Origin of the sequence: Pseudoalteromonas sp. 20-MNA-CIBAN-0454 (assembly GCF_040308685.1) — a bacterium.
GTDB lineage: Bacteria > Pseudomonadota > Gammaproteobacteria > Enterobacterales > Alteromonadaceae > Pseudoalteromonas > Pseudoalteromonas nigrifaciens.
Window position 1 is genome coordinate 37,322 of record NZ_JBEOOB010000005.1, and the last position, 17,210, is coordinate 54,531.

Annotated in this window: 15 protein-coding genes; 3 read left to right on the forward strand and 12 right to left on the reverse strand. The window is 41.4% G+C overall.

The window, feature by feature from the left end; translation table 11 throughout:
- Window positions 1-120 precede the first annotated feature (120 nt).
- Window positions 121-609: an Sbal_3080 family lipoprotein gene (locus tag AAEZ22_RS03620; RefSeq protein WP_011328878.1), complete on the forward strand. Its 489-nt coding sequence runs from the start codon at window positions 121-123 to the stop codon at window positions 607-609.
- Window positions 610-745: 136 nt separating this feature from the next.
- On the opposite strand, the gene metH is transcribed toward AAEZ22_RS03620, so the two are convergent.
- The 3 genes from metH to metA are packed head-to-tail and all read right to left on the reverse strand — an operon-like array spanning window position 746 to window position 5,405.
- On the reverse strand, window positions 746-3,376 hold the full coding sequence (gene metH / locus AAEZ22_RS03625) for a methionine synthase (protein WP_352296213.1): 2,631 nt from the start codon (window positions 3,374-3,376) through the stop codon (window positions 746-748).
- Window positions 3,377-3,388: 12 nt separating this feature from the next.
- Window positions 3,389-4,468 (reverse strand): homocysteine S-methyltransferase family protein, encoded by a 1,080-nt coding sequence (locus tag AAEZ22_RS03630; protein WP_011328880.1) that lies wholly within the window; start codon window positions 4,466-4,468, stop codon window positions 3,389-3,391.
- Window positions 4,458-5,405: a homoserine O-acetyltransferase MetA gene (metA, locus tag AAEZ22_RS03635; protein ID WP_182684505.1), complete on the reverse strand. Its 948-nt coding sequence runs from the start codon at window positions 5,403-5,405 to the stop codon at window positions 4,458-4,460. Before metA ends, AAEZ22_RS03630 begins: the two co-directional genes overlap by 11 nt.
- Window positions 5,406-5,645: 240 nt before the next feature.
- Here metA and ettA point away from each other — a divergent pair, with 240 nt between their 5' ends.
- Both ettA and AAEZ22_RS03645 read left to right on the forward strand, forming a co-directional pair.
- A complete protein-coding gene (gene ettA / locus AAEZ22_RS03640) occupies window positions 5,646-7,319 on the forward strand; it encodes an energy-dependent translational throttle protein EttA (RefSeq protein ID WP_011328882.1) in 1,674 nt (557 codons plus the stop codon).
- A gap of 86 nt (window positions 7,320-7,405) precedes the next feature.
- Window positions 7,406-8,314 (forward strand): histone deacetylase family protein, encoded by a 909-nt coding sequence (locus tag AAEZ22_RS03645; RefSeq protein ID WP_011328883.1) that lies wholly within the window; start codon window positions 7,406-7,408, stop codon window positions 8,312-8,314.
- Between the two features lie 154 nt (window positions 8,315-8,468).
- On the opposite strand, the gene cyoE is transcribed toward AAEZ22_RS03645, so the two are convergent.
- From cyoE to nqrF, 9 genes are all read right to left on the reverse strand, one after another.
- Window positions 8,469-9,353, reverse strand: coding sequence for a heme o synthase (gene cyoE, locus AAEZ22_RS03650; RefSeq protein WP_192532400.1), 885 nt, complete (start codon window positions 9,351-9,353; stop codon window positions 8,469-8,471).
- 9 nt (window positions 9,354-9,362) lie between these two features.
- Entirely contained in the window at window positions 9,363-9,722 is a 360-nt protein-coding gene (gene cyoD, locus AAEZ22_RS03655; protein WP_011328885.1) for a cytochrome o ubiquinol oxidase subunit IV, read from the reverse strand.
- Window positions 9,722-10,369: a cytochrome o ubiquinol oxidase subunit III gene (cyoC, locus tag AAEZ22_RS03660; RefSeq protein ID WP_011328886.1), complete on the reverse strand. Its 648-nt coding sequence runs from the start codon at window positions 10,367-10,369 to the stop codon at window positions 9,722-9,724. The genes cyoD and cyoC overlap by 1 nt, the downstream gene beginning before the upstream one ends.
- Complete coding sequence (gene cyoB, locus AAEZ22_RS03665) at window positions 10,366-12,369, reverse strand: cytochrome o ubiquinol oxidase subunit I (RefSeq protein ID WP_179807874.1); 2,004 nt, start codon at window positions 12,367-12,369, stop codon at window positions 10,366-10,368. Before cyoB ends, cyoC begins: the two co-directional genes overlap by 4 nt.
- A 2-nt stretch (window positions 12,370-12,371) precedes the next feature.
- The gene (gene cyoA / locus AAEZ22_RS03670) at window positions 12,372-13,286 is read right to left on the reverse strand and encodes a ubiquinol oxidase subunit II (RefSeq protein ID WP_086993897.1); all 915 of its coding nucleotides are present in this window, start codon (window positions 13,284-13,286) and stop codon (window positions 12,372-12,374) included.
- 315 nt (window positions 13,287-13,601) lie between these two features.
- Window positions 13,602-14,021: a hypothetical protein gene (locus tag AAEZ22_RS03675; protein WP_041454755.1), complete on the reverse strand. Its 420-nt coding sequence runs from the start codon at window positions 14,019-14,021 to the stop codon at window positions 13,602-13,604.
- A 452-nt stretch (window positions 14,022-14,473) separates the two neighbouring features.
- Window positions 14,474-14,686, reverse strand: coding sequence for a (Na+)-NQR maturation NqrM (gene nqrM / locus AAEZ22_RS03680; RefSeq protein WP_011328891.1), 213 nt, complete (start codon window positions 14,684-14,686; stop codon window positions 14,474-14,476).
- 94 nt (window positions 14,687-14,780) lie between these two features.
- Window positions 14,781-15,812, reverse strand: a complete 1,032-nt coding sequence (locus AAEZ22_RS03685; RefSeq protein WP_352296249.1) for an FAD:protein FMN transferase — start codon at window positions 15,810-15,812, stop codon at window positions 14,781-14,783.
- Window positions 15,813-15,971: 159 nt separating this feature from the next.
- A complete protein-coding gene (gene nqrF / locus AAEZ22_RS03690; protein ID WP_011328893.1) occupies window positions 15,972-17,204 on the reverse strand; it encodes an NADH:ubiquinone reductase (Na(+)-transporting) subunit F in 1,233 nt (410 codons plus the stop codon).
- Window positions 17,205-17,210: the final 6 nt, after the last annotated feature.

Below are 17,210 nucleotides of genomic sequence, written 5' to 3' on the forward strand. Positions count from 1 at the left end.
TATTGCACTAAAAAGAGCATAGTTAATTACACTGATATTACAAATATTAAGGTGGGTGTCTGTTCAATTTTTACCATGGTATTATTTATAAGATCTATATAATTATTGGAAATTAATTTAATGTTAAGATGCTTCACCGCTATATCTACAATATTGTTACTCTCTGGTTGTGCTAACAATGCAATTGTTGAGCTTCAAAAACTAGATTCAAAAAGTTTAACAAACAAAAATATACAAATAATCGATGATGGTAAAACTAAAGATTCAATTAAACATATCATTGCTGGCAAGTTAGATAAATACGGCTTTAAATATCAAATTGTCGATATTTCACAGTCTAACTCTAACGTAACAAATAACCCTAAGCTGACTTACTCTGCAAACTGGTGGTGGGACATGGCTAGTTATATGCGCTATTTGAACATTGAGATAAAAGACAACAGCCAAACTATCGCACTGGTAAAAATTGACACCGTGAAGTGTGGTGGTTTTGACAAGTTTGGTTCAGCCCAACGACGCACTGAGATCACCTTAGATTTACTCCTAAGTGACTTGAGCAAAGAAGAAGCCAATGAACTGATTTGTCTTGGTGGCCAACCCAAAAACTAATCTAAAAAATTGAATAATAAAATTAATGTGTTGTGGCCAATTAATTCTAGACACTGAATTAATTGGTCACAATAGTTGTTAAAAACGAGCCTAATTTGGCTCGTTTTTGTTTTACTGATAGCTGACCGCTTCGCTTTTACTCCGGCTCATACCCCAAGTTAGGCGATAGCCATCTTTCAGCTTCCTCTAACGTCATATTAGTTCGCTTAGCGTAGTCTTCTACTTGATCGCGTTGTACTGCGGCTACTGCGTAGTATTTTGCCTCTGGGTGTGAAAAGTACCAGCCCGAAACAGCAGCCCCTGGCCACATGGCGTACGAGCTGGTTAGCTGCATGCCAATACGTTTTTCGGTGTCGAGCAACTGCCAAATTTTCTTTTTCTCGGTGTGTTCTGGGCACGCTGGGTAGCCTGGCGCAGGGCGAATACCTTGGTAGTTTTCACGTATTAGCTCATCGTTTTCTAAGTTTTCATCTGGTGCAAAACCCCAGTATTCTTTACGTACTTGCTCGTGTAGGTACTCGGCAAACGCTTCGGCGAGCCTGTCGGCAACGGCTTTAATCATTATTTTGTTGTAGTCGTCTTGCTGGGCGTCAAACGCATTAGCTAGGTCGTCTTCTTCCAACCCCCCCGTTACTGCAAATGCGCCAAAGTAATCTGGCGTACCTTTTGGGGCTATATAATCAGCTAGGCAGTAGTTAGCAAAGTCGGTTTTTTCGGTTTGCTGGCGTAAATGGCACGAGGTAGTTAACACCTCTTTGCGTGTTTCGTCTGTGTATATTTCTATGTCGTCGCCAACGCGGTTTGCCGGAAATAAACCAATTACACCCAGTGGTTGCAAACTGCCTGCTTTTTCAAGGTCGTCTAACATGTCGTTGGCGTCTTTAAATAAGCTTTGCGCTTGCTCGCCAACTACTTCATCGGTCATTATGCGCGGGTATTTACCAGCAATTGACCAGGTCATAAAGTATGGCGTCCAATCTATGTATTTACGCAAAGTAGTAATTGATACGTTTTTAAACTCTTGCACGCCAAGCTGTTTAGGCACTGGTGGTGTGTAGTTATCCCAATCGAGTTTTGCAGCGTTATCGCGAGCACGCTGAATTGTCACTGGTTTTGAGCGTGGTTTTTTACGCGCTTGTTGCTCGCGTACTTTCACGTACTCGGCTTGTGTTTTTTCTAAAAAGTCACTTTTGTGCTCTTTCGATAATAAGTTTGAAACCACACCCACTGCACGGCTGGCGTTACTCACATACACTACGCCTTTATCGTACTGAGGCTCAATTTTAACGGCGGTGTGCGCTTTTGATGTAGTAGCACCACCAATTAACAGCGGCAGTTCAAAACCACGACGTTTCATTTCTTTGGCTACGTGTACCATTTCGTCAAGCGATGGGGTAATTAGCCCCGATAAACCAATAATATCAGCTTTTTCGTCGATTGCGGTTTGCAGTATTTTATCAGCAGGCACCATTACGCCTAAGTCGATTACTTCGTAGTTATTACATTGCAGTACTACGCCAACAATGTTTTTACCTATGTCGTGTACGTCGCCTTTTACCGTGGCCATTACAATTTTTCCGTTGGTTGAACCTTCTTCTTTTTCAAGCTCAATGTAGGGGTCTAGGTAGGCTACGGCGCGCTTCATTACACGGGCCGATTTAACTACTTGTGGTAAAAACATTTTACCTGCACCAAATAAGTCACCTACTACGTTCATGCCGTCCATTAACGGGCCTTCAATTACGTGAATAGGTTTAGCGGCAGCAGCCCGGCACTCTTCGGTATCTACTTCTATGTATTCGGTAATTCCTTTAACAAGGGCATGCTCAAGGCGTTTTTCAACGCTCCAACTGCGCCATTCTAAATCTTCAACGCGCTCGGCTTGTGCCATACCTGAGTATTTAGGCGCAAGCTCTACTAAACGCTCGCCTGCACCGGGGTCGGTATTGAGTATTACGTCTGTAACGGCTTTGCGTAGTTCTTCTGGTATGTCGTCGTAAACCGCCAGTTGCCCCGCGTTAACAATCCCCATATCCATACCCGCTTGAATAGCGTGATATAAAAATACTGAGTGAATAGCTTCACGTACTGGGTTATTACCGCGAAACGAAAACGACACATTCGACACCCCACCCGACACTTTACAGTGCGGCAAATTTTGCTTTATGCGCCGTGTGCCTTCAATAAATTCGACTGCGTAGTTGTCGTGCTCTTCTATCCCTGTGGCTACGGCAAATATATTTGGGTCAAAAATAATATCTTCGGGCGCAAAGCCAACTTCTTCTACTAATATTTTATAGCTACGCGCACATATTTCAAACTTTCTATCGGCGGTGGCGGCTTGGCCGTCGGTATCAAAGGCCATAACTACAGCCGCTGCACCAAAACGTTTAATGGTTTTGGCTTGACGAATAAACGGCTCTTCGCCTTCTTTTAACGAAATTGAGTTAACAATGGCTTTGCCTTGAATACACTTTAAACCGGCTTCTATTACTTCCCATTTAGAGGAGTCGACCATTATAGGTACGCGAGAAATGTCGGGTTCTGAGGCAATTAAATTTAAAAACTTAACCATGGCGGCTTTTGAATCCAACATGGCTTCGTCCATGTTTATATCAATTACCTGCGCGCCGTTTTCTACTTGCTCGCGGGCAACAGTTAGCGCGGTTTCATAGTCTTCTTCCATGATCAAACGTTTAAACATGGCGGAGCCGGTTACATTGGTACGTTCGCCGACATTAGTAAATACAGCTATTTTTTGAGTCATGTTGGCGGCTCCTTAATTTAAGTTACAGGCTTCGAGGCCCGATAAACGCATGCGTACTTCAATTTCTGGCAATTGGCGTGGCTTAACGCCTTCAAGCCCTTTTGCAAAGGCGCGAATATGCGCAGGTGTGGTGCCGCAGCAACCACCTACAATATTAATAAAGCCCGACTTTCCCCAATCAATAATTTCGGTTGCCATTTCTTTTGCTTCTAGGTCGTAGCCACCAAATTCGTTAGGCAAGCCTGCATTTGGATGCACAGAGGTAAAGGTTTCGCATACACGCGACAACTCTTGCACATATTGGCGCAGTAAATCTGGGCCTAAGGCGCAGTTAAGGCCTATAGAAAGCGGTTTAATATGGCGAATAGAGTTATAAAAGGCTTCGGTAGTTTGCCCCGAAAGCGTACGCCCAGAGGCATCGGTAATAGTGCCGGAGATCATAACTGGTAATGTGCGCCCTGCTTGCTCAAACGCTTCCTCTACTGCAAACGATGCAGCTTTAGCATTGAGGGTATCGAATATGGTTTCGATTAAAATAATATCGGCGCCACCTTCCATCAGTGCCAAGGTCGATTCTACATAGGCAGTAACTAAACGATCAAAGGTAACATTACGATAACCCGGATCGTTTACATCGGGCGACAATGAACAAGTTTTTGACGTTGGCCCAAGTACGCCCGCTACATAACGTGGTTTTTCGGGTGTTTTAGCACTAAACTCATCGCAAAGTAGCCGTGCCAATTTTGCCGACTCTAGGTTTATTTCACGGCTTAAATTAGCCATGTCGTAATCTTCCATCGAAATGGTGGTGGAGTTAAAGGTATTGGTTTCGATAATATCGGCACCGGCAGCTAAAAAGCTACGATGAATATCGGTAATTATTTTAGGCTGCGTAAGGCTTAGTAAATCGTTATTACCGCGAATAAGTACATGCCAATCTTTAAAGCGCTCACCGCGATAGTCTTGCTCTTCTAATTGGTGTGCTTGGATCATAGTGCCCATAGCGCCGTCTAAAATTAAAATTCGCTCTTTTAACGCTGCACTTAGTTCGTCGTGCTTATTTTGGTCATTATTAAGAGGGTTATTCGGCATAGTTGTTAGTCCTTACGTCTTGGCTAACTAAATTAATATCATAGGGTGTAGTTTGGTACACGTAATAATTTAACCAGTTCGAAAAAAGTAAAAAAGCATGGCTTTGCCACGTTTTTGAAGGTTGTTTAGTTGCATCATCATCTGGAAAGTAATTTTCGGGCTTGGGCGCATTGTCGCTTTTTTCGCAATCGCGTTGGTATTCAGCTTTTAACGAGTCGGCGTCATACTCTGGGTGGCCGGTAATAAACACTTGGCTGCCCGACTTATTTTTAACTAAGTAAGCACCTACTTTCTTAGAACCCGCTAGCACAACTAGTTCATTGCAAGCATTTATTTTATTTACATCTACATGGCCATAACGCGAATGCGGTACTAAAAAGGTGTCGTCAAAGCCGCGCGTTAACGCCCCATGTTCAAAGTAACATTGGTGCGTAAATACGCCGCACAGTTTATCGGTTTTTAAATCGCGCTTTATTTTATAATGATGATAAAGCGCTGCATGCGCTGCCCAACACGAAAAAAGTGTAGACGTAACATGCTGCTCAGCCCAATCTAAAATTGCGGTAAACTCATCCCAATAAGCTACATCCTGGTACTCTAAATGCGCTAGCGGCGCGCCGGTAACTATTAATGCATCGTAGTTATTGTTTTTTACTTCTGAAAAATAACGATAAAAGGTGTCTAGGTGCTGCTCTGAATTACTGCTACTGCGATGAGTGTCTAGACGCAGTAGTTCTACATTTACTTGCAAGGGCGAATTGGCAAGCAAACGAATAAACTGTACTTCGGTTTCAACTTTATTAGGCATTAAGTTAAGAATAGCCAAACGCATGGGGCGAATTTCTTGCGTTTTTGCACGAGTTTGTGGCATTACAAATACGTTTTCTTGGCGCAGGCGAGCAATAGCTGGTAGCTCGTCTTTTACTGTAATTGGCATCCTTTTACTCCTATTCATCAAAACCGAAAACTTATTATGAACAGATAAGAAAAAATATCAACCAATAGATGTATAGATGTCTAAATATCCAAATGAAATTTTTTCATCCTATTTTATAATCGTTTTTGTGCACTTTATAGTTTGTTTGTCGGTTTAAAATTGGCCATTCGTTGACTGCCTCACCCGTCAACCACTACAATAGAGCATTGTAATTTTTATTATTATTTGAAGGTTTTTTCCATGGTTTTACCTGATAAATTTATATTCTCGATGAGTCGAGTTTCTAAGGTTGTGCCACCTAAGCGCACTATCTTAAAAGACATCTCGTTACACTTTTTCCCGGGCGCTAAAATTGGTGTGCTTGGTTTAAACGGCTCTGGTAAATCAACATTGCTACGTATTATGGCCGGTGTTGACCAAGACTTTGAAGGTGATGCCTTTCCACAACCAGGCACTAAAATTGGTTACTTACCGCAAGAACCTGTTTTAGACGAAAGCAAAACCGTACGCGAAATCGTTGAGCAAGCTGTTGGCGAAGTTAAATACGCGCTTAAACGCCTTGACGAAGTGTATAACGAATACGCCATGGAAGACGCTGACTTTGACGCACTTGCAAAAGAGCAAGGCGAGCTTGAAGCGGTTATTCAAGCGCACGATGGTCACAACATAGACAACGTTTTAGAGCGCGCTGCCGATGCACTACGTTTACCTGAGTGGGATGCTAAAATTGAGCACCTTTCGGGTGGTGAGCGCCGCCGTGTTGCTATATGCCGACTGTTACTTGAAAAACCAGACATGCTTATTCTCGATGAGCCAACTAACCACTTAGACGCTGAGTCGGTTGCCTGGTTAGAGCGCTTCTTACACGATTACGAAGGCACAGTTGTGGCGGTAACGCATGACCGTTACTTCCTAGATAATGTAGCAGGTTGGATTTTAGAGCTTGACCGTGGTGAAGGTATTCCATGGGAAGGTAACTACTCTTCGTGGTTAGAGCAAAAAGATGCGCGCCTACAACAAGAGCAAAAATCTGAAAAAGCACGTCAAAAGTCAATTGCGCAAGAGCTTGAATGGGTTCGTTCAAACCCTAAAGGCCGCCAAGCTAAGTCAAAAGCACGTATGGCGCAGTTTACCGAAATGCAGCAGTCTGATTATCAAAAACGTAACGAAACCAACGAAATGTTTATTCCGCCTGGCCCACGTTTAGGGGATCAAGTGCTTGAAATAACTAACTTACGTAAAAGCTTTGGCGACCGTGTATTAATCGACGATTTAAGCTTTAGCATGCCAAAAGGTGCCATTGTGGGCATTATTGGTGCTAACGGCGCGGGTAAATCAACACTGTTTAAAATGATCAGCGGCGAGCAACAGCAAGACAGCGGCAACATCACCATAGGTGAAAGCGTACACATTGCAACGGTTGATCAGTTCCGTGACGGTATGGACGAAAGCAAAACTGTTTTCCAAGAAATATCTGACGGGCAAGACGTACTTAAAATTGGTAATTTTGAGTTCCCAAGCCGTGCTTACGTTAGCCGTTTTAACTTTAAAGGTAACGATCAGCAAAAATTTGTTAAAGACCTATCGGGTGGTGAACGTAACCGTTTACACCTTGCTAAGTTATTAAAAGCTGGCGGTAACGTGTTACTACTCGATGAGCCAACTAACGACTTGGACGTTGAAACACTACGTGCACTAGAAAACGCTATTTTAGAGTTTCCTGGTTGTGTAATGTGTATATCGCATGACCGTTGGTTCCTTGACCGTATTGCTACACATATTTTAGATTACCGCGACGAAGGCCAAATTAACTTCTTTGATGGTAACTACACTGAGTACGAAGAGTGGCTTAAAAAGACGTTAGGTGCTGAGGCAACTCAACCTAAGCGTATTAAGTACAAAAAGATTGGTTAATAGCTAATTTTAAGCTCTAGGCAATAATTAAGCCCTGCATTTATGTAGGGCTTTTGTTTTATAACTATAACTACAAATAGAATTTTATGACCCTAAATCCTCACTTGCCGTTAGTTTATCATCCTAATTACTCGTTTAGCTTTGATCCTAAACATCGCTTTGTAATGAGTAAATTTGCACATTTATACCAGCACGTTAAGCAGTTAGGATTAGTTGGCGATAACTTAGTACAGCCGTTATTAGGTACGCCAGAGGCACTAGAATTAGTACACTGCGAAAACTATATTCACGACCTATATCATAATCAATTAGACGAAAAAGCCATGCGCCGTATTGGTCTACCTTGGTCAAAAGAGCTAATGGCGCGTACCTTTACAGCCCCACAAGGTACACTACAAACCGCTCGCTTAGCCCTTAAACACGGTATGGCATGCCATTTAGCAGGCGGTACACACCACGCGCATACTGATTTTGGCTCAGGCTATTGCATGGTTAACGACTTGGCTTTTACTACGCAAACATTAATTGAGTCGGGTGAGGTTACTAATGTACTTATTTTTGATTTAGACGTACATCAAGGCGATGGCACCGCGGCCATGCTGCAACATCAGCCTTATGCGTATACCTGCTCGATTCATTGCGAAAAAAACTTTCCGTTTCGTAAATCCCCTAGCGATTTAGATATTGGTTTAACTAACAATATGCAAGACGCTGAGTATTTAGGCATAGTTGACGACACCCTGCAATTTTTGCTCAAAGAGCTAAACCCCGATTTAGTGTTGTACGATGCGGGAGTTGATGTGTGGCAACAAGACGGTTTAGGCAAACTCGATATTAGCTGGCAAGGTATAGAGCAGCGCGACCATCTCGTACTTAAACGCTGCCTTGAGCACAACACTCCGGTAGCTACGGTTATTGGCGGCGGTTACGACAGAGATCACCAGCGTTTAGCTCAGCGTCATGGCATTGTAGTTGAGCAAGCAGCACGTTTTTAATAGTTTTAGAGTTTTGGTATAAATACATATTGCAGCGGGCGTTAAAACGAAAAAAGGCTCCTCGAATATCTCAGAGCCTTTGTTAACTTTGGAATTAACTCGGTACTATTAACTCGGTACTATTAACTAGGTGTATTAATTAGGTATGATTAAATTAACTAAGTACGAGTAACTGCGGCGCTATGCTTTGATAATCTACCGCCATAGCAATACTAAGTGCGGTAATATTAATAATTGAAAACGCGAATACTTGACGCGCCCAGCCGCTTATATCTATATTACGACGATAGCCCCGCAGCGCCATTAACAGCCACCAAAAACTAGTAATACAGGCAACCGCCATAAAAGCAGCACCGGTATAACCACTAATAGGTAGCAGCATTACAACCAAGGCATATATGGCAATATAAAGCACAATATGGCGTTTTGCTTTATCAATACCTTGCGCTACAGGTAATACAGGAATACCCGCTGCTTGGTAATCTTTAAAGCGAAAAATAGCAATGGCGTATGAGTGCGGCATTTGCCACAGGCTAAACATTACCAGTAAAATTAATGCCCCCATATCAAACTCCCCTGATACTGCGCAGTAACCAACAACCGGTGGCACAGCCCCCGATAAACTGCCAATAAAAGTGCCATAAACTGAGTTACGCTTCATGTAAAGGCTATAAACCCCTACATAAATAAAGTAACCAAAGACGGCAAAAAATACTGCTGCAGGAGTGGTATAAGCTATTAATAAACCAAAGCCTATAATCCCCAATACCACCCCATGACATAAAGCAGCCATTGCAGACATTTCGCCCGTTACTGTTACCCGGGTGCGAGTACGCGCCATGGCAATATCTATATCTCGGTCAATCACATTATTAATAGCACAACCTGATGCAACCACTAGCGATAAGCCAATTAAGGTAGCAACCATTAGCCATGGGTTTATATCACCGCGGGAGGCTAGTAAAAACCCGCCCGCTACGCTGATTAAGTTACCCATAATAATACCTGGCTTAGTTACTGATAAATAACGACGAAACATCTTTAGCTCCTAATACATCATCATTGCGTTAGATTCGTAAATAATCCAAACAGATAGCCCAACCACCATAACAATAATTAGGGCACTGAATAAAAACGAGAAGGTACTTGCACGGCCATCTTCGGTAATAAAATTAAGGTGTAAAAAGTATTTTAAATGTACCCAAATTTGTACTACGGCTAGAGTAATAATGCTGTAAAGCGTGGTTGCTTTTGAAAAGTCGCCACTCATTACCATATAAAATGGTATAGCGGTTAAAATTACCGACAATACAAAACCAATTAAATAACTTTTAACACTGCCATGAGATTCATCGTGGTGATGCTCATTTTGCATTTGCTTTAAAGCATGTGTTTCGCTGTGGCTCATTACATTGCTCCCATTAAATAAACTAGGGTGAATACACAAATCCACACAATATCTAAAAAGTGCCAAAACAAGCTTAAGCAGCTCAAACGCGTTACGGTTGCTTTACCTAAGCCACGTTTAGCAACTTCAATCATCATTACACTCATCCAAATTAAACCTGCGGTTACGTGTAAACCATGCAAGCCAACTAATGCAAAAAACGAGGTTAAAAAAGCACTTTTTTGTGGACCATTGCCATGCACAATTAGGTGATTAAATTCGTAAACTTCCATACTAATAAACACCACACCTAAACAAAAAGTAACCGCTAACCATATTAAGGTCAGCGCCTTTTTTTGCCCTTGCGCGGCTATCATTGCAAAACCAAAGGTAATACTACTAATAAGCAGTGCGGCAGTTTCTACTGCTACAAAGTCGAGCTCAAAAATATCTTTACCCGATACGCCGCCAGCGGTGTTCATAAACAACACCGCGTAGGTAGCAAAAAACGAGGCAAACAATAGGCAATCGGTCATTAAGTAAAGCCAAAAACCAAAAGTAGTATTACTAGAGGTATCATGATGCGCGTGAGCATCATGATCCTGTTTGGTATTTACAATTGCAGAGTTTAAAGTTACTGACTCTTGACTAACAGACAAGGTACTCATGCGTTTAGCTCCTTATCAGTGGCTAAAATAGTGGCACTTAAGTTATGTGCTTGTTCAATACGTGCTACTTCGTCGGGCTGCACATAGTAGTCAACATCGCTTGCATAACAACGTTTGATAAATATAGCTATGCCTCCTACTAAACCTGCCGCAGCTAACCACCAAATATGCCAGATCATGGCAAAACAAAATGCGGTTAAACTAGCAGCCATAAGTACCCCTGCCGAAGTGTTTTTAGGCATATGAATTGGGCTATAGCTTATTTTACCTTGATAAGCTTGGCCTTTTTCTTTCATGTCGGTCCAGGCATCAATATCGTCAACATGCGGTATTTGGGCAAAGTTATAAGCCTGTGGTGGTGACGATGTTGACCATTCAAGCGTGTGACCGTTCCATGGATCGCCGGTAGCATCGTCAAGTGCTTCACGGTCTCTAAAGCTCACATACAATTGAATTACTTGGCAAATAATACCAAACATAATAATGACTGCGCCTACTGCAGCTATGTATAACCAAATATTCCAATCTGGGTTATTGGTGTGATTTAAACGACGGGTCATACCTAAAAAGCCTAATACGTACAGCGGCATAAACGCGACAAAAAAGCCAATAATCCAACACCAAAATGCGCCTTTACCCCAGCCTTCATTTAGCTTAAAGCCCATTGCTTTAGGGAACCAAAATGCAAAGCCAGCAAGGTAGCCAAATACCGCGCCACCAATAATAGTATTATGAAAATGTGCGATTAAAAACAAACTGTTATGCAGTACGTAGTCGGCACCAGGTATTGCTAATAGCACCCCGGTCATGCCACCTACGGTAAAGGTAACCATAAAGCCAAGCGTCCACAATACGGGTACGGTTATACGTAAACGGCCACGGTAAATAGTAAATAACCAGTTGAACAATTTAACCCCGGTTGGTACGGCAATAACCATGGTCATTACCCCAAAAAACGCATTAACGTTGGCGCTCGAACCCATGGTAAAAAAGTGATGTAACCACACAATAAAGCCTAAAATAGAGATAGCACCACTGGCGTAAATCATCGACTTATAACCAAATAGACGTTTGCTGGTAAAGGTAGAAATTATTTCAGAGAACACACCAAATGCTGGCAGCACTAAAATATAAACCTCTGGATGACCCCACGCCCAAAATAGGTTGATGTACATCATGGCGTTTCCGCCCAGATCATTGGTAAAGAAGTGAAAATCGAGATAACGGTCAAGCGTTAGCATGGCCAATACGGCTGTTAAAATAGGGAATGATGCGGCAATTAAAATATTAGCCCATGTACAGGTCCAAGTAAAAACCGGCATTTTCATTAAGCTCATACCTGGTGCACGCATTTTAAACACGGTAACTAAAAAGTTCACTGCGGTTAATAATGTGCCAAGCCCTGATATTTGCAACGCCCATATATAATAGTCGACCCCCACCCCGGCACTAAAAGTTAGCTCCGAGAGCGGTGGATAAGCCACCCAACCTGTTTTTGCAAACTCACCAAAAATAAGTGACAAATTAATTAAAATAGCGCCACTGGCAGTAAGCCAAAAGCTTAAGTTATTTAAAAATGGAAAAGCGACATCACGTGCGCCAATTTGCAATGGCACTATAATATTCATTAAACCTATCATAAATGGCATGGCCATAAAGATGATCATAATAACGCCGTGTGCGGTAAATATTTGGTCGTAATGTTCTGGTGGCAAATACCCAGGAGCTCCACTGGTAGCAAGTGCTAACTGAGCACGCATCATAATGGCATCAGAAAAACCACGAAATAGCATAATTAACGCTAATAAAATGTACATTACGCCTAAGCGTTTATGATCAACCGAGGTGATCCAGTCGCGCCACAGCACGCCCCATTTTTTATATTTTGTAATAAGCCCGGCAATAATAAGCCCAGCTAATGCAATAACGGCCATGGTTACCATAATAATGGGTTCATGAAACGGAATTGCATCCATTGAAAGTTTACCTAAAAACAACATGGTTATTCCTCGCCTTGGCTGTGAGATGAGTGCGTTGAATGCTCGCCCATTGCAGGGTGCTTTTTATTCATATCGCCGTGTGCGCCCATATATTTCATCACTATGGTATGAAATAAGCCTGCTTCAACGTCGCCGTAATAGGCCACCTGGTTGTTTTCGCTCGCTTTAGCCAGCTCAACATAATTTGCATGAGTAAGGTTATTACCTTGTGCTTTTATATCGCTTACCCATTTGTCAAAACCGGCTTGGGTAGGAGTAGCAATGGCATTAAACTTCATACCGGTAAAACCTGCACCACTGTAATTGGCCGAAAAACCTTTAAAAGTACCCGGTTCATTGGCGATTAAATGCAGCTTGGTTTCCATGCCAGCCATTGAGTATATTTGACTCCCCAATTGCGGAATAAAAAATGAATTCATGGTGCTCTCTGAAGTGATTTTATATTCAACCGGTACATTTGCCGGAAACACTAATTCGTTAACCGTAGCAATGCCTTGCTCCGGATAAATAAATAACCACTTCCAGTTTAGCGATACCACTTCTACAGTGAGGTGCTTGCCTTTGCCTTCAATTGGCTTGTAAGGGTCTAACGCTTGTGTAGACTGCCAAGTAATAACACCTAAAATAACAACAATAACAATAGGAACAGCCCACACAACAGCTTCAATCTTATTAGAATGAGCCCATTTGGGAGCGTAAATTTCATGAGTTTGTGTGTCTCTATATTTCCAAGCGAAATATAAAGTCATCACAATAACGGGGATCACTACCAGTAACATAAGCACAGTAGCTATGATGATTAAGTTTTTCTCATCAATGCCTATCTGCCCTTTTGGATCGAGTATCCCGCCTTTACAGCCTGACAACGCCAGTACTGTACTAGCTAAAGCAATATTACAGAGGTTACGAATTATCAAGGGACTATCCTACAAACCTAAAAGTTCTAAGGTGCTGCTTTAAAATAGCGCTAAGCAACGGTTTATCGGTAAACCCAAGTTAGCTAATATCAAATTATAAAAAATAAGGGGGCTATTCAAAATCTAAAGCTCATGCCAATAAAGACCTAGCAACAAACCCAGCTTTCTAAACGCATTTATATAACGTAATAAAAGTTAACTTGGGTGAGTGGTGGTTGGCTGAAATGTGTTTAAAAAACACTGAGCTACTTTGTTTACAACAGGCTAATTATTTACAGCAAGACAAAATAATTAAACCAATAACAAGGGGTAACCTTACAGACAACCTGTAAAGCTAGGTGGAGCACGACAACCATGTGCGGCTTGCACTGGTTGGCTAACTTTAGCCTCGCTAAAAGCAAAGGCTGCTTTACGGAGGATTATTCCAGCACGACGTGCTGAAAATGTATGAAACAATAACCAACAAAGGCCAATAAGTAACTGGCTAGAAATAATCGGATAAGCTAAAAATTCAGCAATTGTTAGTAATAACGGCTCTACAAAAGTGTTATCGCTTAACAAAGCTTCAAGGCTAAATGCATCCTCTGCAGCTCCGCTTAGCAGCATTAGGGTATTAAATACGACTAATGTTATAGCCACGCACACGCCTTTCCCAGCCTTATTCAAGCGCCCACACAATGCACTCTCGCCAAAGGCAAGCTGAACATTAGTATGATTACAAGATAGTGCGTTCAAAGACATTAACCTACTTAAATGACTAATAACAAAAATAACTCAATACGCAAATAATGAAAAATAACAAATCACACCTGCTGTAAGCCTAAAATCAGCTGCTAAATACAATTAGATCCGACTAGCACAAACTTGCTAAGTGGAAATTGATTTGCATCAATCAAACTTTCAAAACTTACTGAAAGTTCGAACGTGAGTATAACAAAGCGAGTGGGCTGCACAAGAAAAAATAATAAATATTTAGCATTTTTACTTCATTAATTTTTATACCTAATCAAATTTTGCTTATTTATATTGATAAAACAACGTCCAGTTCAATAACAATTTAATTAGCCTTAAGTTAGTTTTCGTTTTATATGCGTTATTACTCTGCTATTAATAACGCATATAAAAAAGCCCTCAATAATTAAATATTGGGGGCTTTTTTTACACGTATGTTTTAAATAAAAAATACGTTACATAATTTGATTTTCTTTCCAAACTTGCTCTTTTGCCATGCGCTGTTTACGTTTATCACATGGATCATCGCAATCGCAGGCTTTATCAATACCTACGGCACCTAGGCCACCACAACTACCAGCCATAGATTTTTTTTGTACAATCATGCCCACAGCCATCGCTGCCACAATCAAAATAAGTAAAGTAAAAGTAAGAAGAAAAAGTGACATTGCTTAGCCCCTATTGTTCAGCAATAAATTAGGCTCAAACATATTTGAGCAACTGTTATTATATACCTTAGTGATTAAAATATAAACCTAAGCGTTATAAATAAGGCTTAAATGCAGGGCTTGAATATGTTATTAAACCCTCATCTGACTTTCCTATTAAATACACTGGTAAATCATGTTTTTGTGCATAAGCTTGGGCTTTTTTCATACCCATTACGGTTAATGCCGTTGCAAGCCCGTCTGCTGTCATAGCACTTGGGTGCAATACTGTTACCGATACTAAATCGTGACGGCTAGGCATACCTGTTACTGGATCGATTAAATGGCTGTATGTTTCACCTTCCATTTCATAAAAAATACGGTAATCGCCCGATGTAGCAATACCATTGGTACCGGGCGCTAAAACTCGATGCACTTCACGCTCACCTGGCTGTGCATCAGGTTGTTCAATGGCTATTTTCCAGTCTTGATTATTGGGTTTAACACCGCTTATACGCAGCTCGCCACCAATTTCTACCATATAGTTACTAATATTATGGCTTTCTAAAAGTTGCGCTACTTTATCTATGCCATAACCTTTAGCGGTTGCCGAAAACGTCAGCTCTAAGCCATCAACGGTTTTAGCCAAACCTTGCTCGGTTAAGGTAAGTTTATCAACGCCAATTTTTGCCAACATTTTTGCTAGGGCTGCATCGCTTGGGCGCTTAGTTGGTTTTTTATTAGGGCCAAAACCCCATAAATCAATGAGCGGCCCCATAGTAACATCGAGAGTTTTAGTTGATTCGCCTAATCGAATTGACTCAGTAACAACCGCTCTAAAGTCTGCACTTATTGGCATTACTTCATTGGCTGGTAAACGGTTAAAAGTGTTTATTTCAGAGTCAGGTATGTACGTTGACATAGACTGATTTATATCTTGTAAAACAGCATCAACTTCCTCTTTAAGCACTACTACGTCGCGCTGAGGCTGCTCATCGTAAAATTTAATATGGTAAGTAGTACCCATTGTTTTACCTTCTAGGTAAAAGCTCTCTGGCTGTGGTTTTTCATTACATCCACTAAGTAAAAAAATCAGCGATATTAAAAACAAGGCCATTATGCCTTGGGGAATACTTACACGATTCATCACAACCCTACTTCCATTAATTTAAGAATAAAACTTTATGAATAAAAAAGCCTCGTAGCATAATATGCTACGAGGCTGATATTTTAACCAAAACTAAGTTGTTTTGATATAGATCTTGTTGACCTTTAAGGGTTGAAATAGGTTCAACCCATTTAGCTATTAGCCACCGAAATCATCTAGTAAGATATTCTCGTCTTCAACACCTAAATCTTTAAGCATAGTAATAACTGCCGCGTTCATCATTGGAGGACCACACATGTAGTACTCACAATCTTCAGGGGCTTCGTGATCTTTAAGATAGTTCTCAAATAACACGTTATGGATAAAGCCTGTGTAGCCTTCCCAGTTATCTTCTGCTTGCGGATCTGAAAGCGCGGTGTGCCAAACGAAATTATCGTTTTCAGCAGCTAGGCCGTCAAAATCTTCAACATAGAACATTTCGCGTCTAGAACGTGCACCATACCAAAAGCTCATCTTACGCTTAGAGTTCAAACGTTTAAGTTGATCAAAGATATGAGAACGCATTGGCGCCATACCAGCACCACCACCAACGAAGATCATTTCTGCGTCAGTATTTTTAGCGAAGAACTCACCAAATGGACCAGAAATAGTTACTTTATCGCCTTTAGTTAGTGACCAAATGTACGAAGACATTTTACCACATGGCAGGCTTAGGTTTCTTGGCGGTGGAGCAGCAATACGCACGTTAAGCATAATGATGCCTTCTTCTTCTGGGTAGTTAGCCATTGAGTAAGCACGAATTGTTTCTTCGTCTACTTTTGACTCCAGGTCGAAGAAACCAAAATGATTCCAATCACCACGATATTCTTCTGGAACATCGAAATCTGCATATTTAACATGATGAGCTGGCGCTTCGATTTGGATGTAACCACCCGCACGGAACGGCACTGACTCGCCATCTGGAATTTGTAGTACAAGTTCTTTAATGAACGTTGCTTTGTTATCGTTAGAGATAACTTCACAATCCCATTTTTTAACACCGAAAATTGACTCTTCAAGCTCAATTTCCATGTCATTTTTAACATTTACCTGACACGCTAAACGACAGCCTTCGCGGGCTTCACCTTTAGAAATGTGATCAAGTTCAGTTGGCAGAATATCGCCGCCACCTTCTTTAATGTGTACACGACACTGACCACAAGAGCCACCGCCACCACATGCAGAAGATACGAAAATACCTGACTCAGATAGCGCGCCTAATAGCTTGCTACCTGCTGATGTTTTAATGGCTTTGTCTGGGTCGCCATTAATCCCAATGATGATATCGCCACTTGCAACTAACTGAGATTTAGCACCTATGATCACTAAAACTAGTAGTACAACGATAGCGATGAAAACACCAACTCCTAAGAAAATATCAGTATAACCCATGATTTA